This window comes from Parvimonas parva, assembly GCF_016552165.1.
Taxonomy (GTDB): domain Bacteria; phylum Bacillota; class Clostridia; order Tissierellales; family Peptoniphilaceae; genus Parvimonas; species Parvimonas parva.
In genome coordinates this window covers 1-1,606 of record NZ_JACVDA010000048.1, presented here as the reverse complement: position 1 = coordinate 1,606, position 1,606 = coordinate 1, and the positions used below count along the sequence as shown (strand labels likewise).

Here is a 1,606-nt window from a genome sequence, read left to right as displayed (position 1 = left end):
CAATCAAAAAGAAATACGGAAAAGGCCGTGGGAAGCCTGTCATTGGCTACCAATTCACATTTAAACCAGAAATCAAAAAAGCAGACGACTTTAACAAACATGCACCAACCAAAGAAGAACAAAATCGGGCTTTAGAACTAGCTAATCGACAAACTCAACACGAAAAAGAAACTACTTCATTACAAGAAAGAATTAAGGAACAAAAGCGAAAATTAGAACTTTTACAACAGTTAGAAGAGTTAGAAAAACAACAAAAAAATAGAGAAAACGAAACGGATAAACAAAAGTTAGACAACAATTCCGATATTCCTCTAGAACTAAGAAAAGACTTACTTGATAATCTTCAAAACTTATTTAAAGACTAAGGAGTATTCATGACAGATAAATCAATAAAAGAATTTGCAGAAGAACTAGGTGTCAGCAAACAAGCCATTAGAAAGTATTTTGATAAACTGCCAACCAAGTTGACACCTAAGTTGATAGGTGGAAAATACGTAATATCAGCAAAAGCTCAAGAGTTTATAAAAAATAGTATCAACCAAATAAATGAAGTTGATACTGAAGTTGACAGTTTAGTTGATAGTATTTTAATTGCAGAATTAAAAGAAAAAAACAAACAAATTGATCATTTACAAGGGGTCATAGAAATACAACAAAAATTACTCGACCAGCAACAACAACTCACCTTGCAGGCAAATCAACAAATCGACAAACTACAAAAACGGTTACAATTAGTTTATACGGAAGAAACTTCAGAAAATGAATCAACTACTCTTTCTGAAGAAACAGAATCGATAGAAAAACAAACAAAGAAGAAGCAAAAATGGTGGAAACTATGGAAATAACTGGAGGAAACATTCATGACAAGAAAAAAGCTCATATTTGGTTCTATTTTACTAGGAATTCTAGGCTTCAGTCCGATGTTATTGTCAGTGATCAATAAAGGAAATAAACATGGTGAATTGAAATTGAATCCAAATTATTACAACAGTCCTAACGAAGAGTTATTTGTAAAAGAAACGGATAAATAATAAAAAAAGACTGCTCTAACGAGCAGCCCAAAATGAGATTATCCTAGTTTAGCAACATAAACCATTTATTAGATGAAAATGAGATACAAACAAAGCGTATCAAATCCTCTCAAAAATAACAAGTCTTTAAAAAATGACAGATAAAAATGCACAAAGAATTAGATATAGATAACCGCGAAAATTAAAGCCTTAAAAAGAGCTTTTTCCATAGACAAATCCAAAATCAAAAATTGAGCCTCTGTATCGGTTGATACAAGGGCTACTTGGCATAGTCGACATTATGTCTACTAACCTTTAATATAACAGCTTTTATAAAATAAACCCTCTTGACAACATTAAATTTCCTGATTATTCTAATTATATAAAGAAAGCGTTTTCTTAAGTATCTTATATTCGAGGTGATTTTGATGAAAAAACAGTTATTTAAAACCTTTTTATTATCTACTTCTATTTTAACTTTTGGTTCTGCTATTACTCCTAGCGGAGCGGTATTCGCTAATGAGAACAACATTTCTGATATAGCCACTTATTCTGATGATGAGTACTACTATGTGTTAGACGAACCAGTTATTCAA

Annotated in this window: 3 protein-coding genes; all 3 read left to right on the top strand. The window is 31.3% G+C overall.

Annotated features, from left to right (window positions below; translation table 11 throughout):
• A partial coding sequence (locus tag IBJ83_RS08340; protein WP_456299559.1) for a hypothetical protein occupies nt 1-365 on the top strand: 365 nt, incomplete at its 5' end.
• Nucleotides 366-374: 9 nt separating this feature from the next.
• The gene (locus IBJ83_RS08335; protein ID WP_002322957.1) at nt 375-845 is read left to right on the top strand and encodes a MerR family transcriptional regulator; all 471 of its coding nucleotides are present in this window, start codon (nt 375-377) and stop codon (nt 843-845) included.
• A gap of 15 nt (nt 846-860) precedes the next feature.
• Nucleotides 861-1,031, top strand: coding sequence for a hypothetical protein (locus IBJ83_RS08330; protein ID WP_002322958.1), 171 nt, complete (start codon nt 861-863; stop codon nt 1,029-1,031).
• Nucleotides 1,032-1,606: the final 575 nt, after the last annotated feature.

Coding starts and splice junctions, on each gene's coding strand:
- IBJ83_RS08330 (WP_002322958.1), top strand. CDS start 861: ATGACAAGAAAAAAGCTCATATTTGGTTCTATTTTACTAGGAATTCTA.
- IBJ83_RS08335 (WP_002322957.1), top strand. CDS start 375: ATGACAGATAAATCAATAAAAGAATTTGCAGAAGAACTAGGTGTCAGC.